The organism is Bradyrhizobium yuanmingense, assembly GCF_029167105.1.
Classification (GTDB): domain Bacteria; phylum Pseudomonadota; class Alphaproteobacteria; order Rhizobiales; family Xanthobacteraceae; genus Bradyrhizobium; species Bradyrhizobium yuanmingense_A.
The window spans coordinates 38,644-55,309 of sequence record NZ_JARFML010000015.1; the positions used below are offsets into that span (position 1 = coordinate 38,644).

Annotated in this window: 18 protein-coding genes and 1 pseudogene; 8 read left to right on the forward strand and 11 right to left on the reverse strand. The window is 64.9% G+C overall.

The window, feature by feature from the left end; translation table 11 throughout:
• Window positions 1-76: 76 nt before the first annotated feature.
• The 5 genes from P0R31_RS20540 to P0R31_RS20560 all read right to left on the reverse strand — a co-directional run bounded on the left by P0R31_RS20540 (window position 77) and on the right by P0R31_RS20560 (window position 4,260).
• Window positions 77-316, reverse strand: a complete 240-nt coding sequence (locus P0R31_RS20540; protein WP_008551805.1) for an acyl carrier protein — start codon at window positions 314-316, stop codon at window positions 77-79.
• 312 nt (window positions 317-628) lie between these two features.
• Entirely contained in the window at window positions 629-1,366 is a 738-nt protein-coding gene (gene fabG / locus P0R31_RS20545) for a 3-oxoacyl-[acyl-carrier-protein] reductase (protein WP_025035827.1), read from the reverse strand.
• Window positions 1,367-1,378: 12 nt separating this feature from the next.
• A complete protein-coding gene (gene fabD, locus P0R31_RS20550) occupies window positions 1,379-2,338 on the reverse strand; it encodes an ACP S-malonyltransferase (protein ID WP_275515891.1) in 960 nt (319 codons plus the stop codon).
• 188 nt (window positions 2,339-2,526) lie between these two features.
• A complete protein-coding gene (locus P0R31_RS20555) occupies window positions 2,527-3,552 on the reverse strand; it encodes a fatty acid desaturase family protein (RefSeq protein ID WP_275515892.1) in 1,026 nt (341 codons plus the stop codon).
• 3 nt (window positions 3,553-3,555) lie between these two features.
• On the reverse strand, window positions 3,556-4,260 hold the full coding sequence (locus tag P0R31_RS20560) for a TetR/AcrR family transcriptional regulator C-terminal domain-containing protein (RefSeq protein WP_275515893.1): 705 nt from the start codon (window positions 4,258-4,260) through the stop codon (window positions 3,556-3,558).
• Window positions 4,261-4,612: 352 nt separating this feature from the next.
• On the opposite strand from P0R31_RS20560, the gene rpsF reads away from it, so the two are divergent.
• The 4 genes from rpsF to rplI all read left to right on the forward strand — a co-directional run bounded on the left by rpsF (window position 4,613) and on the right by rplI (window position 7,087).
• The gene (gene rpsF, locus P0R31_RS20565) at window positions 4,613-5,080 is read left to right on the forward strand and encodes a 30S ribosomal protein S6 (protein WP_025035823.1); all 468 of its coding nucleotides are present in this window, start codon (window positions 4,613-4,615) and stop codon (window positions 5,078-5,080) included.
• Between the two features lie 5 nt (window positions 5,081-5,085).
• Window positions 5,086-5,325 (forward strand): 30S ribosomal protein S18, encoded by a 240-nt coding sequence (gene rpsR / locus P0R31_RS20570; protein WP_007592020.1) that lies wholly within the window; start codon window positions 5,086-5,088, stop codon window positions 5,323-5,325.
• A gap of 133 nt (window positions 5,326-5,458) precedes the next feature.
• Window positions 5,459-6,436, forward strand: a complete 978-nt coding sequence (locus tag P0R31_RS20575; RefSeq protein ID WP_275515894.1) for a DUF2232 domain-containing protein — start codon at window positions 5,459-5,461, stop codon at window positions 6,434-6,436.
• 51 nt (window positions 6,437-6,487) lie between these two features.
• Complete coding sequence (gene rplI, locus P0R31_RS20580; protein WP_275515895.1) at window positions 6,488-7,087, forward strand: 50S ribosomal protein L9; 600 nt, start codon at window positions 6,488-6,490, stop codon at window positions 7,085-7,087.
• Window positions 7,088-7,199: 112 nt separating this feature from the next.
• On the opposite strand, the pseudogene P0R31_RS20585 reads toward rplI, so the two are convergent.
• The 3 genes and pseudogenes from P0R31_RS20585 to P0R31_RS20595 form a co-directional block, all read right to left on the reverse strand.
• Window positions 7,200-7,666: pseudogene (locus P0R31_RS20585) on the reverse strand (PaaI family thioesterase).
• Between the two features lie 11 nt (window positions 7,667-7,677).
• Window positions 7,678-8,274 (reverse strand): TetR/AcrR family transcriptional regulator, encoded by a 597-nt coding sequence (locus P0R31_RS20590; protein ID WP_275515896.1) that lies wholly within the window; start codon window positions 8,272-8,274, stop codon window positions 7,678-7,680.
• A gap of 111 nt (window positions 8,275-8,385) precedes the next feature.
• Window positions 8,386-9,237 carry a hypothetical protein gene (locus P0R31_RS20595; RefSeq protein ID WP_275515898.1) on the reverse strand — a complete coding sequence of 284 codons (852 nt, stop codon included), beginning with the start codon at window positions 9,235-9,237 and terminating at the stop codon, window positions 8,386-8,388.
• Window positions 9,238-9,511: 274 nt separating this feature from the next.
• Here P0R31_RS20595 and P0R31_RS20600 point away from each other — a divergent pair, with 274 nt between their 5' ends.
• Window positions 9,512-10,762 (forward strand): cyclopropane-fatty-acyl-phospholipid synthase, encoded by a 1,251-nt coding sequence (locus tag P0R31_RS20600; RefSeq protein WP_275515900.1) that lies wholly within the window; start codon window positions 9,512-9,514, stop codon window positions 10,760-10,762.
• Between the two features lie 9 nt (window positions 10,763-10,771).
• Here P0R31_RS20600 and P0R31_RS20605 read toward each other — a convergent pair whose 3' ends face one another.
• Window positions 10,772-10,978: a transcriptional regulator gene (locus P0R31_RS20605; RefSeq protein WP_275515902.1), complete on the reverse strand. Its 207-nt coding sequence runs from the start codon at window positions 10,976-10,978 to the stop codon at window positions 10,772-10,774.
• A 547-nt stretch (window positions 10,979-11,525) separates the two neighbouring features.
• Between P0R31_RS20605 and P0R31_RS20610 the strand changes: the two genes are divergently transcribed.
• Both P0R31_RS20610 and alr read left to right on the forward strand, forming a co-directional pair.
• Complete coding sequence (locus P0R31_RS20610; protein WP_275515904.1) at window positions 11,526-13,031, forward strand: replicative DNA helicase; 1,506 nt, start codon at window positions 11,526-11,528, stop codon at window positions 13,029-13,031.
• A 54-nt stretch (window positions 13,032-13,085) separates the two neighbouring features.
• Complete coding sequence (gene alr, locus P0R31_RS20615) at window positions 13,086-14,363, forward strand: alanine racemase (RefSeq protein WP_275516087.1); 1,278 nt, start codon at window positions 13,086-13,088, stop codon at window positions 14,361-14,363.
• Window positions 14,364-14,374: 11 nt separating this feature from the next.
• Here the strand turns inward: alr and P0R31_RS20620 are convergent, their stop codons facing one another.
• Window positions 14,375-14,590: a cysteine rich repeat-containing protein gene (locus P0R31_RS20620; RefSeq protein WP_275515906.1), complete on the reverse strand. Its 216-nt coding sequence runs from the start codon at window positions 14,588-14,590 to the stop codon at window positions 14,375-14,377.
• 39 nt (window positions 14,591-14,629) lie between these two features.
• Here P0R31_RS20620 and P0R31_RS20625 point away from each other — a divergent pair, with 39 nt between their 5' ends.
• Window positions 14,630-15,400 (forward strand): exodeoxyribonuclease III, encoded by a 771-nt coding sequence (locus tag P0R31_RS20625; RefSeq protein ID WP_275515908.1) that lies wholly within the window; start codon window positions 14,630-14,632, stop codon window positions 15,398-15,400.
• Between the two features lie 174 nt (window positions 15,401-15,574).
• Here the strand turns inward: P0R31_RS20625 and P0R31_RS20630 are convergent, their stop codons facing one another.
• Window positions 15,575-16,351, reverse strand: a complete 777-nt coding sequence (locus tag P0R31_RS20630; protein ID WP_275515910.1) for an ion channel — start codon at window positions 16,349-16,351, stop codon at window positions 15,575-15,577.
• Window positions 16,352-16,666 lie beyond the last annotated feature (315 nt).

Here is a 16,666-nt window from a genome sequence, read left to right on the forward strand (position 1 = left end):
CAATAACAAGAAACCGGCTGGCCGCTGCGAAGCGGCCCGTCCGGTTTCAATGTTGTCCCCGCGAAATTGAAGAGCCTTAGCTCTTCGCGTTCTTCTCGAGAAACTTCGTAGCGTCGCCGACGGTGAGAATCGTTTCCGCAGCGTCGTCCGGAATCTCGCAACCGAATTCCTCTTCGAACGCCATCACCAGCTCGACGGTATCCAGACTGTCGGCGCCGAGGTCGTCGATGAAGCTCGCGTTGTCGACAACCTTCTCGGGTTCAACACCAAGGTGTTCGACCACGATCTTCTTAACCCGCTCGCCAATGTCACTCATTGCTTAACCTCGTGTTGTTCCCTGTAGACCCGACCCCCCGGGACGATACGAGCCGTCGTGGTCGTTTGACTGCCTTCGCTTACAAACTTTGATTTGGCCCATCCTAACCGATGGAGGCCCCGGCGAACGACGGCCAAAGGCTCCGCATCGCCAATATACAGGGTTTCAAAAACCTGCAATGGCGTTCTTTGCCCATCCGTTGGAGGTCCGGTTATCATACTTCAATTGCCTTGACTACAAGCCTCATTTCGCTCCGGAAACGGCCGTTTGCCGCATGCCGCACCGCCGTGACAGGCGACGCGGCACGAGACGTCAGATCATGGCCATGCCGCCGTTGACGTGGATGGTCTGCCCGGTGACGTAGGCTGCTTCGTTCGAGCTCAGATAGACGGCGGCCGCTGCGATGTCCTCTGGCGTCCCCAGGCGGGCGGCCGGAACCTTGGTGAGAATCGTTTCGCGCTGCTTGTCGTTGAGCGCATCGGTCATCGGCGTCTTGATGAAGCCCGGCGCGATGCAGTTCGCGGTCACGCCACGCTTGGCGTATTCGGCCCCTAACGTCTTGATCATGCCGATCAGGCCGGCCTTCGACGCAGTATAATTGCCCTGCCCGGGATTGCCGGTGACGCCGACCACCGAGGTGATGGCGACGATGCGGCCGAAGCGCTTGCGCATCATCAGCTTGGTCGCGGCGCGCGCCAGGCGGAAGGTCGCGGTCAGATTGACGTTGATGACCTCGTCCCAGTCCTCGTCGCGAAGCTGCACGAAGAGATTGTCGCGCGTGATGCCGGCATTGGCGATGAGAATGTCGACCTGGCCCATCGCCGCCTCCGCAGCGGGCACCAGCGCCTCGACCTCATCGGCCTTGGAGAGATTGCAGGGCAGCACGTGGGCGCGCTCGCCGAGCTTGCCGGCGAGCTCGTCCAGCACCTCCTTGCGCGTCCCTGAAATGGCGACGGTGGCGCCCTGCGCGTGCAGCGCCTGCGCGATCGCGCCGCCAATGCCGCCGGTCGCGCCGGTGACGAGCGCCTTTCGGCCAGTCAAATCGAACATTGATGGACTCCTTTAAGCCTGCTTCGCAGCGGCCAATGCATCCTTGGCGGCGGCAATATCGTTCGGGCCGCCGACCGCAATGCCGACGGCGCCGTCCGCGATGCGCTTGACGAGACCGGTCAGCACCTTGCCGGCGCCGATCTCGAAGAAGCGGGTGACGCCCTGCCCGGCCATGTGAGCCACGGACTCGCGCCAGCGCACCGTGCCGGTGACCTGCTCGACCAGGCGGCGGCGGATCTCGTCGGGATCGGTGATGGCGCTCGCCAGCACGTTCGACACCAGCGGGGCGGCCGGCGCCTTGATCGTGACCTTCGACAGCGCCTCCGCCATGGCATCCGCAGCCGGCTGCATCAGCTTGCAATGGAAGGGCGCGGATACCGGCAACAGCATCGCGCGCTTGGCGCCCTTGGCCTTGGCGATCTCGACGGCGCGATCGACCGCAGCCTTGTCGCCGGAGACGACGACCTGGCCGCCGCCATTGTCGTTGGCGGCCTGGCAGACCTGCCCCTGCGCCGCCTCGCCCGCAACTTCCATGGCGGCCTCGTAGTCAAGACCGAGCAGCGCGGCCATCGCGCCGGCGCCGACCGGGACCGCCTTTTGCATTGCGAGACCGCGGGTGCGAAGCAGACGCGCGGTATCCGAAACTGTCAGGCTGCCGGCCGCCGCCAGCGCCGAATATTCGCCGAGCGAGTGGCCGGCGACGAAGGCAGCGTCTCGTCCCACGGAAAAACCAGCCTCGGCCTCGAGGACGCGCAAGGTCGCGATAGACACGGCCATCAGCGCCGGCTGGGCGTTCTCGGTGAGCTGGAGAGTTTCGGCCGGACCTTCCCAGATGATGGCCGTCAGCTTCTCTCCGAGCGCGGCATCGACCTCGTCGAACACGGCGCGCGCGACCGGAAAGGCGTCGGCCAGGGCCTTGCCCATGCCGACGGCCTGGGAACCCTGCCCAGGAAATGTGAATGCAGCCGTCATCGGCGCTCCCTGCTGTCAGGCATGATCCCTGTTCTGAACCGGCAGCCGATTTACGCCCGGCCTTAGGCCGTGGTTCCTTGGGCCATGGTTCCGGATCATGCTCCAAAGGGGGCCGTAGACACCGTCCGGGGCAGCACTGTCAAGCCGAGACGGGAACTTGGAGCAGCATTCAACGGGGAATGAGCCCCTCAAAACCCGCCGGCGGTCTGGTTGGCATCGACGTCCGCCCCTGCCCGCGCGCGGCGCGCACTGCTCACCAATTGCCCCGGCCGATCCTCGCGGTTCGGCTTTGCCGTGGCCAGCCGCAGCACCGAAGCGTAGTTCGGCTGCACTTCCATGCGATCGGCGTACCGGCTCGCACTCAGTAGCCGATGCACCTTCGGCAGATTGTAGCAGGGCACGTAGAACAACAGATGATGCTCGAGGTGATAGTTCACGTAATACGGCGCGATGAACAGGCGCTCGAGAAAATTGGCATGCGTCGTGCGCGTGTTGCGCAAGGGGTCGCTGCTATCGGGGACGACGGCGTGCTCGGCGATGTTGCGGATGCGGGTGATGACCATCATCCACGTCAAGAGCGGCACCAGCCAGAGCAGCGGATAGGCCCACCACACGCCGGCCGCGGCGAGCGCGGCAAACATGATCCCGTTGACCGCACATTGCGGGCCGAGCATCTCCCAGAAATGTGCTGCACGTTGCCGCCATGACCAGTCCTTTGGCCCGAGCGCGTTGAGCAACTGCGCCTTGCGCTGCTGGTAGCCGGTCTGCCCGGTGATGTCGCGGATGAACTTGCGGCGATAGCTCAACTTGGTGATCGGAAATGGCGCCGACAGCACGAGATCGGGGTCGTCCTCCTGCTGGGTGCGCGCATGGTGCTGAAGGTGATAGCGCCGGTAGCTGCGCGTCTCCGCAAACAGCGGATAGGCGCAGAACCACTGGCTCAGCGCCAGATTGGTTTTCTCGTCGGCGGACAGGCAGCCATGTGCGCCGTCATGCATCAGGATCGCAAGGCCGAGCTGGCGCGAGCCGATGATGGCGACGGCGAAGATATAGGTGAGCGGGTTGGGCCACCACGCGACCAAGGCGATGGCTGCAATGATCAGCGCCCAGGCGTGCGCGATCAGCGCAGCGCCTTTCCACGTCGCGCGCTGGCGCACCTCGGCCAATTGATCGTCGGTCAGGAAATCGCGGGCACGCATGCGAAGCGCGGTCATGGCCTAACCCTTTCCATTCGAATTGTCGGATGCCTCGCGCACCTCGACGAGACGCAGGCGCCCGGTGTCTTCAGTGGATTTCGCCTGCTCGCCCAGCACGCGCAGCATCTCGGCGCAGAGCGCCTCGGGCGAGCGGCCCATCGCGTAGCCCTCGAGAATAACGCCGATGGCAACGGCCCAGAACCGCCGCGAGCTTTCGTCGGGCGCGCGCAGCGAGCGCCAGCCGTGCCGCTCGACCTGCCCCGCATAAGCGCGCGCACCCTCGCTGTGCAGGCGCTCGATGGTGCGCTCCACCAGTGGCGCGAGATCCTGGCGACGCCGCGTCAGCGTCAACGCCTCCGCGAAGAAGGCGACCGAATCGCTCGCCGTCACGGTCTCGGCCAGCGCATGGGTGTATTCCCCGGGCGTCCGCGCCTTCAGCGCCGCCTGCTCGGTGGCACGCGCGAGGTACAACAGCTCGCGGCAGGCGCATTCGACGAACAGCGCCTCCTTGGTGCGGAAGTAATAGGTGATCTGACTCGGAAACGCGTCCGCGGCGGCCGCGATGTCGGTAATCGACGTGCCTGACAGCCCCTGCTCCCGAAACAGCGGGCTCGCAGCATCCAGGAGCAGCGACCGCATCTTGCGGCCGGCCGAGCGCGTCGCGCGCGCGGTGTGCTTGGGGTCCCCTGCCGCTTCGAACGACGCATCGGCCGACGTTTCCGCCATGGAATCTTCTCCGCTGACTTATTTGTATGTTATACAAACAAATAGATCAAGCCGACTCTTGGTATTGGAGGATGGGGCGTTCTTGTTCCCGTCGGAGGGGCGGACCGGCTCGGCTTGAAAATGCCCCTCCACCTTGCAAAGCCGGCCAAAATCCGTATAAGGCGCCGATCCGCAGACCCCGGCCGGGAGCTGAACGGACGGTCTCAGCAAATCATTCGTGATTTTGGTGTGGCAGGGCCAGTCGGCCCGTCGTCCCGTGTTTCCGCCTTCTGAGCTTGATCCCAGAGTCCTTTCCGAAGGCCTCTTAAGGGTTTGACGCCGGGCGATGCGCCAACATGAGGAAAGGACGACCATGCCTCTTTACGAGCATGTTTTTCTCGCGCGTCAGGACGCGAGCCCGCAGCAGGTCGAAGAGCTGACTGCGCAGATGACCGGTATCGTCGAAGGTCTCGGCGGCAAGATCACCAAGACCGAGAATTGGGGCGTGCGCTCCCTCACCTACCGCATGAACAAGAACCGCAAGGCGCACTTCGTGCTGCTCAACATCGACGCGCCGTCCGCGGCGATCGCCGAGATCGAGCGCCAGGAGCGCATCAGCGAAGACGTGATCCGCTATCTCAGCGTCCGCGTCGAGGAGCTCGAGGAAGGCCCGTCCGCGATGATGCGCAAGGCCGACCGTGATCGCGAGCGTGACGATCGCGGCGGTGGCTTCCGCGGCGAGCGTGAAGGCGGCTTCCGTGGCGACCGCGAGGGCGGTTTCCGCGGTGATCGCGGTCCGCGCCGTCCGCGCGACGAAGCTGAAACCACGGATGGGGAGTAAGACCAATGGCTGAAGCTGGTGCACGCCGCCCGTTTTTCCGTCGTCGCAAGAGCTGCCCGTTCACGGGCGCCAATGCTCCGAAGATCGACTACAAGGACTCCAAGCTCTTGATGCGTTACGTCTCCGAGCGCGGCAAGATCGTGCCGAGCCGCATCACCGCGGTGTCCGCGAAGAAGCAGCGTGAGCTCGCCCGCGCCATCAAGCGCGCGCGGTTCCTGGGCCTCTTGCCCTACGTCATTCGCTGATACGACCAATTCGACCGGCGGCCCTCGTGCCGCCGGTCGCGACTTCTAGAACTCATAAGGCTTCCGGGTCGTCCGGTCGCCGATGGTTGGGGCAAACGACGCCTCTAACCGCTCGAAGGGAGCGGGACAGCTGATGATCGCCTTTGGACTGATAGCCCTGATCGCCGGCGCTGCGTCGGCCCTGATGTTCGCCTCGATCATCTCGGGCGCGCTGATCGCGCTCGTCCTGTTCTATCTCGCTCCGCTCCCCCTGATGGTCGCCGCGATCGGCTGGGGCCCGCTTTGCGCGAGCCTCGGCGGCATCGCCGCCGCGATCGGCCTTGGCGCCCTGTTCGGCCTGCCCTACTGCATCGCCTTCGCCGTCACCGTCGCGCTGCCCGCGTGGTGGCTCGGCCATCTCGTCCTGCTCGGACGTCAGGTGGGAAGCGCTCCGCCTGCCGCCGGCACCGCTCCCTCCTTGGAGCCGGACGTCGAGTGGTACCCGGTCGGCCGCATCCTGCTCTGGATTGCAGGCTTCGCAACGCTGACCACGATGGCCGCTTTGCTCACGCTCGGGACCGACGCCGAGACCATCACCGGCACGTTGCGCCGTGGCCTGACGCGCCTCCTGCGCGCCACCGACCCGCAAACTTCGGGCGAAGCCAGCCAGTTCGTCGACGCGCTGGTGCGCATCGCACCCGCCGCCGCCACGATTGCCGCGACCATGACGCTCACTCTCAACCTCTGGCTCAGCGCCAAGGTGACCGCGACGTCGGGCCGGCTGCGCCGCCCCTGGCCGGACCTCAAGACCACCGAGCTTCCACAGATGACGCTGGTGGTGCTTTGCATCTCCCTCGCCTTCTGCTTCACCGGGGGGCTGCTTGGCATCGTGGCGCAGATCGCCACCGCCGCGCTGATGATGAGCTATGCGCTGGCCGGTTTCGCCGTATTGCATACGCTGACGCTCGCGCTGAACGGCCGCACGTTCTGGCTCGGCTCGACCTACGCCGCCGTCGTCGTATTCGGATGGCCCGTGGTCGCGATGGTGATCCTTGGGCTTGCGGATGCCTTGTTCGGCTTGCGCGAACGCTTCCTGCGCAGCCGGCAGCCGCCGCCGCTGCCCACACCTTGAGTTCAACCTCGAAACTGAAACCTGAGAGAGCACTTCAAAAGGAGAACGAATATGGAAGTCATTTTGCTGGAACGCGTCAACAAGCTTGGCCAGATGGGCGAAGTCGTGAAGGTTCGCGACGGCTACGCTCGCAATTTCCTGCTCAAGCGCGGCAAGGCGCTGCGCGCCACCGCCGACAACCGGGCCAAGTATGACGGCATGAAGGCCGAGCTCGAAGCGCGCAACCTCGCCTCTAAGGCCGAGGCGTCCAAGGTCGCCGAGAAGATCGAGGGCAGGAACATCATCGTGATCCGCCAGGCGTCGGAAGCCGGCCAGCTGTTCGGCTCGGTCAACGTGCGTGACATCGTGCTCGCGTTCGAAGCCGACGGCGTTTCGCTCGCTCGTCCGCAGATCCAGCTCGACGCGCCGATCAAGACCATCGGCAAGCACGCGATCACCGTTGCCGTTCACCCCGAGGTCGAGGTCGAGATCACCGTCACGGTTGCCCGCAGCCAGGACGAGGCCGAGCGCATCAACCGCGGCGAGGACATCTCGACCCGCAACGAGGATCGCGACGCCGCCGCCGAGGCGATCGCCGCCGCCGGCGAGTTCTTCGATCCAGAAGCCCAGCACGACGACGTCGCGCCGGCGCCGGCTGCGGAAGAGAAGTAAGGAAGGCACGTCGTTCCGGGGCGGTCCGCAGGACAGAACCCGGAACCTCGAGATTCCGGGTTCTCGCTTCGCGAGCCCCGGAATGACAGACACAAGCAAGAGCCCGGTCGCCTCACGCGGCCGGGCTTTTCGTTTTCGCAGCGACGTCCTCGCTCAGCATCGCGATCGAGGCCAGCGCGGTGGCCGTATGCTTCTCGACGCCGTCGCTGACGCAGAACACGTCGGCGGCGACCACCGCGACCTGGCGGCCCGGCTTGATCACCCGGGCGCGGCAGATCAGCTTTTCGCCGACCCGGGCGACAACAGATTGAGCTTGTATTCCGCCGTCAGCGCCGGCTGGCCGCGCGACGTGGCGGCTGCGATCGTGGTGGCGTTGTCGACCAGGAAGGCGGTGACGCCGCCGTGGAAGAAGCCGTGCTGCTGTAACAGCTCCGGCCGGCGCTCCACGGCGATGGTGCAGGTGCCGCGCGACAATTCGGAGAGCTCGGCACCGACCAGGTTCATGAAACCCTGCCGGCCGATATTGGCGTGGATGCGCTCGGCAATCGGCGCAAATTCCGGATCAGCTTCGGCGCGCATGCGGTCTCCCCTTATTGCTTGTTGATACGATCGAACGGCCTCAGCGCACGCTTGGCGCAGGCGATCAGCGTATCCGCCTCGATGCGCGGATCGGTGCGCTCGCGACCCGACAGGAAGGCGCGGCAGAAGATCTGCGCCGGACCGATCAGCTGGCTGACGAACATCACCGGCGTCATCGGCAGAAGCTCGCCGCTTGCGACCAGCGGCGCGCGCCAGCGCTCAATGCCTTCGGCAAGCCGCGCATTCTGCGCCCGCTGGGCGTCGCGCACGTCTTCGCCCCACTCGCTGCGCGAGATCTCGAAGAGGTAGCGCGCCTCGCGCCGGCTGGTGACGACCCAGTCGAGATGCGCCCGGATCAGGCGATCGATGCCCTGCTCGGCGTCGGGGCCGGAATCGAGGGCGGCCAGTATCGCGGCGTGATAGTGCCGTAAGACCTCCAGAAACAACGCACCGGCAAGTTCTTTCTTCGAACCGAAGACGTGGAAGAAGCTGCCGTTGGAAGCCCGCGCTCGGGTGCGGATCGCGGCCACCGTCGCGGCCTCGAAGCCGACGCGGTCGAACACGGCAAGGCCGGCCGCCAACAGATCGTCTCGCACGCTCGCCGTCATGGGCGCCTCCTAGAGCAATACTCTAGAGTATTACTCCAATAGCGGTCAAGACGATGCGAAGGCCGCGGATGGGCGCGGCCTTCGCATCGTCGATCGAAAGATCCGGGTGATCTAGCGCGAGATCGGCGGCGCCGGCGGACCGGAGGACGCAGACGGCGCCGGCGGCGACGGGGGGGCTGCAGCAGTCGCGGGCGGCGCCTGTTCCTGCGGCTTGGCCGCGGGGGCCGGCTCGGCAGGTTTCGGAGCAGCCTCTTCCACCGCCTTGGGCGCGGCCGGCTCAGCGGGCTTGGCGGCGGCTGGAGCGGCCGGCGTCACCTGCGGGACCGGATCGGGCCGCTGCGCCGGCGTCTCGCTACGCGGCTCAACCTTGGCGCTGTCGGGCTTGACGGGCTCCGGCTTCGGCTCGCTCTTCTTGTCGTCGGTCGCCGGCGCCGCGGCATCGACCTTCGGGGCTTCCTCCGTGCCGGGCTTGGCGCGCCGCTTACCTTTGCGTGCCTCGGGCGCAGCCTCTCCCTCCGGCTTGGCACCCTCCTCGGCCGGCCGCGCCGCCCGCTTCTGGCGCGTACCCTCGGCGGCAGGAGCAGCGCCCTCGCCCTCCGGCCTCGCGGCATCCTGCGCGCGCTGACGTCGACCCTGTTGTTCAGGCGCGGCGCCGTCCTTCTTGGCGTCTTTGGCCTGATAGCGGGTGTCGGTGGCACCGTTCGAGATCAGATAGGCGGAGAGGACGCCCGCCATGTCCGAACTCGTCGTGTAGTGCTGGCGCAGGAATCCCGGCAGCGAGCCGGGCGACACGGACTTCAGCAGCCCGCGCGGGCTCTTGTGGCAGACGTTGCAGGTCTGCGAGAACAGCTGCGACGGGGTCTTGCCAGCCTCGAGGTTCGTCGCCTGCGCAAGAACGGAATTAGCCGCACCGAAGTCAATCAGAAGCAACACCGTCGCGAGGCTGAGCGCTCGGCTCGACATTCCCATCATCTCCGTTGAATTTCCGCAAATGCAGCCGGCATCCGGCGCGGCGGCGGTCACCTTTTAACCGATTGAGCCGCGAATGGAAGCAGGTCCGCGCGCAAGGATGTGATTAAGCGGTTTTCGAATATCTACTTTGAACACAGTGCAATAGCGCAGCCGGAACCGGCTCGCTAGATTTGAATGCAAACGCATAGGAACCGCTGCGGCGCCTGGGCGTCAGATATGAAGGCCGGGTAGTCGCATCTTTCGGGTTCGCTCGAGAGGATTGCCGATGGACCGTTTGTTGCGTCGATTTCTGTCCCAATTCATCCGTCGCGGGTCGTTGACAGTGACCAGCGCGAGCGGATCGAAGTTCACCGTCGGCGACGGCTCCGGCGAGCCGGTCGCAGTCCGCTTCGTCACTGCGGACTCCGAGCGAAGGGTCCTCGTCAATCCCGAGCTGGGGCTGGGCGAGGCCTACATGAACGGCGAGTTCGTGGTCGAGCGCGGCACCATAGCTGATGCCCTCGCGATCCTGCTCGATCAACCCGACCCATTGCCGCAGTGGGCAAAGCCGTGGTGGCACCTGCGCTACCTGACGCGGCACCTCAAGCAGTTCAATCCCCGCCCGCGCTCCCGTCAAAACGTCGCTCATCATTACGATCTCGACGGCCGGCTCTATTCGCTGTTTCTCGATGCCGACAAGCAATATAGCTGCGCCTATTTCGAGACGCCCGAGATGTCGCTGGACGACGCGCAACTTGCCAAGAAGCGGCACATCGCGGCGAAGCTTCTCGTCAGGAATGGCGAGCGCGTGCTCGACATCGGCTCCGGCTGGGGTGGCCTCGGGCTCTATCTCGCCGAGATCGCGGGTGCCGACGTCACCGGCATCACGCTGTCGACCGAGCAGCTGCAGGTCGCCAATGCGCGCTCCGCCGAAAAGGGCCTGACGGGCTCGGCCAGATTCCAGCTCCAGGATTATCGCGACGTCGAAGGTACGTTCGACCGCATCGTCTCCGTCGGCATGTTCGAGCATGTCGGGGCGCGGTTCTACGACGCCTACTTCCAGCGCTGCGCCGAGCTGCTGAAGGAAGACGGCGTCATGCTGCTGCATTCGATCGGCCGTTCGCAGGGCCCGGATTCGACCAATCCCTGGATCGCCAAATACATCTTCCCCGGCGGCTACATCCCCGCACTCTCGGAGGTGCTGCCGGCGATCGAGCGCGCGGGCCTGCTGGTCTGCGACATCGAGATTCTGCGCCTGCACTATGCCGAGACGCTGAAGGCCTGGCGCGAGCGGTTCCTGGCGCGGCGCGAGGAAGCCGTGCAGCTCTACGACGAGCGCTTCGCCTTGATGTGGGAATTTTACCTCGCGGCCTGCGAGATGACGTTCCGCAAGCAAGCCATGATGAACTTCCAGATCCAGCTCACCCGGCGCCAGGGCGTGGTGCCGATGACCCGCGACTATATCCCGCGGGAGGAAGCCCGGCTGCGGGCCCGGGAGGGGGCGGCCATGCCGAAACTCAAGCTGGCTGGTGAATAGGTCCGGATCTTAGTGGCGCAGGTTCGAAATCCCAGAAGACCGGAAAGACGCCGTTAACGCCAATTGCGCCCGCAATTCCAGCAGGATTTCGGGGGCGACCGGCTGGCGACGCACCTCGGGCCGCTCCACGTGCTTCATAGCCGCGATCAGCCCCGACAGCCAAAGCCGGCTGCCTGCCTCGCTTCGCCAGTTCTGGTGCTGCCGTTCTGGCTGCATCGCTCGCCTCGTATCCCTGTCAGAGGGGAATGAGATAATCCCCTGCCCATCCGCCTGTTCCGGCATGCCCCCGAAAGAATCCGGGGAGATGTGATCTGTTTCACAGAAGTCTGGTCGGGCCTGGCTTAGACCGTCGCCATGAGCAAAGAGACCCAAACCTCATTCGACGTGCAGGACGACCTCCGCACCGATTACGCCCTGATCGTCACCGGCGTTGGGGCGGCCTTGGTTGCGCTGGTCTACCTCCTGCTGGTCTGAAGCCGAGCCGAATCGGTCAGCGTGCGTCATTTCGCGCGCTTCTCGATAGGTCTGCGCGTCAGCCCCGAGGGTTCACGGGTTTCAGGATTTTTCCGCGGCGCGATCACGGCCCCCTGTGCCGAGAGCTCCGCCAAAATCCAGTCAAGCGCGGCGCGTGCTGCGACTGCTAATCATCCACCATTTTAACTGAGCGGTTGATAGCGGTCAGCTTTTGCTTCCGCTTTGACCTGCGGCGGCGCTTTATCCCGGCCCCGCATCCGCCCAAGAAAATTGCTAAGCACGTCCGACCATGGCACTGACTGATTCGAACGTTCTCAAACTCACGCCCGATGCCGGAACTCCCGCCTATCGGAGCGCACCGCACAATATCGAGGCGGAACAGAGCCTTCTGGGCGCAATCCTGGTCAACAACGACGCCTTCTACCGCGTCTCCGACTTCCTGGAGGCCAAGCATTTCTTCGAGCCGCTGCACCAGACCATCTTCGAGACCGCGGGCAGCCTGATCCGGATGGGCAAGATCGCCACCCCGGTCACGCTGAAGACGTTCCTGCCGGCCGATACCGATGTCGGCGGCATGACCATCGGACAATACCTGGCGCGGCTTGCGGCCGAAGCCACCACCATCATCAACGCCCAGGACTATGGCCGCACCATCTACGATCTGTCGTTGCGCCGCGACCTGATCGGCATCGGCGAGGACATGGTCAACGTCGCCTATGACGCACCGGTCGACTTCCAACCGCGGGCGCAGATCGAGGACGCCGAGCGTCGCCTCTACGAGCTCGCCGAGTCCGGCCGCTACGACGGCGGCTTCCAGAAATTCTCGCAGGCCCTCACCGTCGCGGTCGATCTCGCGGCCAAGGCATTCCAGCGCGACGGCAAGCTATCGGGCATCTCGACGGGCCTGCGCGACCTCGACATCAAGATGGGCGGCCTGCAGCATTCCGACCTCATCATCGTTGCGGGACGCCCCGGCATGGGCAAGACGTCGCTGGCGACCAACATCGCCTACAATGTCGCGCAGGCCTACGTGCCGGAGCTTCAGGCCGACGGCACCATGAAGGCCGCCAACGGCGGCGTGATCGGCTTCTTCTCCTGCGAAATGTCGGCCGACCAGCTCGCCACGCGTATCGTGGCCGAGCGCACCGGCATTCCCTCCTCCCACATCCGCCGCGGCGGCATTACGGAGGCCGATTTCGAGAAGATCCGCCAGGTCTCGATCGAGCTGCAGTCGCTGCCGTTCTACGTCGACGCCACCGGCGGCCTGTCGATCGCGCAGCTGATGGCGCGCGCGCGCCGGCTCAAGCGCCAGAAGGGTCTCGATCTCCTGGTGATCGACTACATCCAACTGCTCTCGGGCTCGGGCAAGCGCGCCAGCGACAGCCGCGTGCAGGAAATCACGGAGATCACGACCAGCCTGAAAGCGCTGGCCAAGGAGCTCAACGTTCCCGTGATCGCGCTCTCGCAGCTGTCGCGTCAGGTGGAATCGCGCGACGACAAGCGGCCGCAGCTGTCGGATCTGCGCGAATCCGGCTCGATCGAGCAGGACGCGGACGTCGTGCTGTTCGTGTTCCGCGAAGAATATTACCTCGCCATGAAGGAGCCGCGCCCCGGCACCGAGGAGCATGCCAAATGGCAGGCCGACATGGAACGTACCGTGGGGCGCGCCGAAGTCATCATCGGCAAGCAGCGCCACGGTCCGACCGGTACCGTCGAGCTGCACTTCGATGCCTCGGTCACGCGCTTCGGCGACCTCGCGCATGACGGCCAGCTGCCGGACCGCAGCGACTACTAGATTGTTCCCCGGGTTGAACGGGGGCTGTCTCTTGCGTAAAACGACGCCATGACAATGGCGTCCGCCCCGAAATCAATCCCGCAATCCGGCCCACTCTCCCCGGAGGCCAACCAGGCTGCCGCGCTCGCCGCCTTCGGCGGCGTGCTGACCGTCGATCTCGATGCAATCATCGCCAATTGGCGCAAGCTCGAGAAGACCGCGGTGCCGGCCGAATGTTCGGCGGTGATCAAGGCCGACGCCTATGGCTGCGGCGCCGAGCAGGTGTCGCGCGCCCTGAGCAAAGCCGGTTGCAAGACCTTCTTCGTCGCCACCATCGAGGAAGCGCGCAAGGTACGCGCCGCCGTTCCGGAGCCCACGATCTACGTGCTCGGCGGCTATTTCCAGAACACCGGCGAGCACTACGCCAAGATCAATTGCCGTCCGGTGATCGGCGATCTCAACGAGCTCGCCGAATGGGACGTGTTCTGCCGCCGCACCGGCTGGAACGGGGGCGCCGCTGTTCACATCGACACCGGCATGAACCGGCTCGGGCTGACGCTGTCGGAAGCGCAGGCCATCATCCCCCGCATCAACGCCGGCGATCACGGCATCACGCTGGTGATGAGCCATCTGGTCGCGGCCGAGCAGCTCAACAGCCCGATCAATGCCAGACAGCTCGCGGCCTTCCGCAGCATCGCCAGCGAGTTCACAGGCGTGCCGGCGGCGCTCGCCAACTCCTCCGGCATCTTCCTCGGCGCGCCCTTCCAGTTCGACCTGGTGCGCCCGGGAGCTGCGCTCTACGGCGTCAACCCGACGCCGGAGGCCGACAATCCCATGCAGCAGGTGGTCGACCTCAAGGCGCGCATCGTGCAGATCCGCAGCATCGAGCGCGGCGAGACCGTCGGCTATGGCGGCACCTGGACGGCGCGGCGGCCGACGAAACTGGCGATCATCGCGGTCGGCTACGCCGACGGCTACTTCCGCGCCGCCAGCTCCAATGACGGCACCCGCGGCGCCGATGTCATCGTGGCGGGCAAGCGCTGCCCTGTCGCAGGCCGCATCTCCATGGACCTGATCGCGATCGACATCACCGATCTGCCGCCGAACGCGGTGCGGCGCGGCCACATGGTGACGCTGCTCGGCGAAGGCATCACCGTCGACGAACTCGCGCACCATTTCGGCACGATCGGCTATGAGGTGCTGACCAGCCTCGGCCGTCGCTATGCCCGCGTCTACAAGGGTGGCAATGTCGAGGAGCCGCTGACGAAGCCGGAGCCCGCGTCGAACGCCGGGCATCCGCCTTCCCCACCGCCGATCGAACAGCCGTCGGCGTTGCCGCCGCTGCCAAGTTAAACCACCCGCACCTACTTCTTCTTTCGACTGTCCAGTGCCGTCTTGCAGGTGGCGCTGAGCTGGTCGCGCTTGGCATTGAGACAGGCGACGATGCCGCTGCCCGGCGCGATGCCGGCGCAGAATTTGTCGTAGTCCGCCTTGCATGCTCCGCGCGTTTCGGCTGACTGTGCCGTGGCCCCGGAGAACGCGACGACGAAGGCGGTAGCGGCAAAGCTTAACTTGGACATTGTATCTCCGGAGACGAAAGGCAGAGCCGGTAGCTCTAGATGAAGATCGCGACATTCAACATCAACAACATCAACCGCCGCCTGCCCAATCTGTTGGCATGGCTGCGAATGGCGAAGCCCGATGTCGTCGCGCTTCAGGAGTTGAAGGCAAGTGATGGCGAATTTCCGGCGGCCGCCATCGAAAGGGCCGGCTATGGCGCGGTGTGGCGTGGACAAAGGACATGGAACGGCGTCGCCATCCTCGCCCGCAATGCCGAGCCCGTGCTGACGCGCGACCGCTTGCCGGGAAAGCCTGCCGATCTCGAAGCGCGCTACATCGAGGCCGCGGTGCGGGGCGTCATCGTCACCAGCATCTACCTGCCCAACGGCAATCCGCAGCCGGGACCGAAATTCGACTACAAGCTCGACTGGTTCGCGCGGCTGCGGCGCCACGCCAACACCTTCATCAAGCAGGACCTGCCGGTGGTGCTCGCCGGCGACTACAACGTCGCGCCCACCGAGATCGACATCTATCCGACGCGCTCATGGGACAAGGATGCGCTGGTCCAGCCCAAGAGCCGCGCGGCGTATGCCTCCCTTGTCGCACAGGGTTGGTGCGATGCGATCCGCGAACTGCATCCGGACAAGCGCGTCTACACGTTCTGGGACTACAAGCGGAACCGCTGGCCGCGCGATGCGGGCCTGCGGCTCGACCACCTCCTGCTGAGCCCGGCCCTCGCCCCGCGCCTCGTCAAAGCCGGCGTCGACAAGAAGATCCGCGGCGAGGACGGTGCGAGCGATCACGCGCCGGCGTGGGTGGTGTTGCGGTGATCAACCGCCATCGGCAGCGGGTCCGAATGAAAATATGAAAAACAACCCCATGCACAGTAGCCGACCTCTGTCCGTTCAATGACTTACGGGTAAACCGAAATCAAGGTTGATCCGTCGGGCAAAACACTGGCATGATGTCACCATCGAAGGCGTCCACGTCGCGCCGAGGGCTCTTCAGATCGCCCCTTCATCGGGAATATTGAGGACGGTACCGCAGGCCTTGCAATGCACGGCGTCGGCATCGTGCCTCTGGAGCCCGCAAGCCGGGCATTGAAATCGCACCTTGTGGGGGCTGAGGAGCGCGCGGGCGAGATTGAAGAACAGCGTCACGCCGAAAATCATGATCACGACGGTGATCAGACGACCGAACGTACCCGCCAGGGTGATGTCGCCAAAGCCGGTCGTCGTCAGCGCCGTGACGGTGAAATATAGGGCATCGGCATAGTTTCGGATCTCGTCGTTGCGAAACTTCTGGGTCTCGTAGACGATCCCGGTCATGACGAAGATGAAAACGGCGAGGTTCGTGACGGCGAAGATGACCTCTTCGTTGCGACGAAAGAACGGGGAATCGATGCGGAGCCTCACCAGCATCTGGTAGTCGCGAAGCAGGCCCAACGTCCGTAGAATCCGGAGAAAGCCGCCCGCCTCGCCGGCAAGCGGCGCCAGGAAGGATACGATCGCGACCATGTCAGCCCACGTCGCGAGCTGGGTGAATTTTTGAAACGGATGCTGATCGACCAGGAGCCGGGCGGAGAAGTCGGCGAGCAGAATAACGCCGAACAGGACGTCGAGCGTCTCGACGATGTCACTGGGCGGCAGGAACGAGGTCGCAATGATGAACAGCACCGTCACGATATCGAAGATGAGCAGCGCATAACGGAAGCGCACGCCGTCCGGCGTTGCGCCCTCGTAAAGGAGGCGGACGTTGCTTCTGAGAGACGTGAGGGTCACGGCATCATGATCGCGGTTTGCACGGATGATGGCAACTCGGAGCGTGTGCCGCAACCGACGACGTCTAGCTAGAGTGGGCCTCGCGATTAGGAACCCGGACCGCGACGCGGTGTTCAGCTCTCTTTGGGGGCTGAATGCTCAAACCCGAGGATTGTCGCAAGCTTGCGGAGCAATATCGAGCGCGCGCGAATGATGCCACATCGGCGAAGCGCCTCGCCAATGTGCTTCTGAGCGTTTCCAACGCCTATCTCGCTCTGGCGAGCCAGCTGGAGCTCCTTGCGTCCGTCGAACATCAGGAGCACGCGAGGAGAGCCG